Raw genomic sequence first — 415 nt, 5'->3', positions numbered from 1 at the left:
ATCGTCGTTGCCGGTGGCGATCTCGCTGGCGGCGGCATTGATGCTGACCGCAGCAGTCTGGATGCGCGCGACGATGGCCGCCAGTTGCTCGGTGGTGGCGTTGGCGTCGTCGCGCATGGTGGCGAACACGCCATGAAAATCGCCCTGCATGCGCACGGTCAGGTCGCCGGCGGCGATCGACTGCAGCAGGGACGACAGCGCCTGCAGGTTGCCGTCGGCGGTGGCCATCAGCTGGTTGAGGCTGTCGACCATCAGGCGGAAGTCGTACTGGAAGCGCTCGGCGTCGCCACGCACGCTGAAGTCGCCGGCGGCCGCCGCACCGGCCAGATGCTTGATCTCGCTGTTCATCGCGGTCAGGTTGTGCTTGACCGTGTCCATCGTCTCGCTGAGGCGGGCTTTCTCGCCGGGCAGGCGT

The 415-nt window shown here is 67.2% G+C and carries 1 pseudogene; it reads right to left on the bottom strand.

Going from position 1 to position 415, the window contains the following annotated elements:
* Positions 1-415 (bottom strand): annotated as a pseudogene (locus D183_RS25410) (methyl-accepting chemotaxis protein); the annotation flags it as partial.

The organism is Xanthomonas sp. SHU 199 (genome assembly GCF_000364665.1).
Taxonomy (GTDB): Bacteria; Pseudomonadota; Gammaproteobacteria; order Xanthomonadales; family Xanthomonadaceae; genus Xanthomonas_A; species Xanthomonas_A sontii.
Note: the sequence above shows the minus strand (reverse complement) of the source record. Positions and strands in the feature narration are given on the sequence as shown.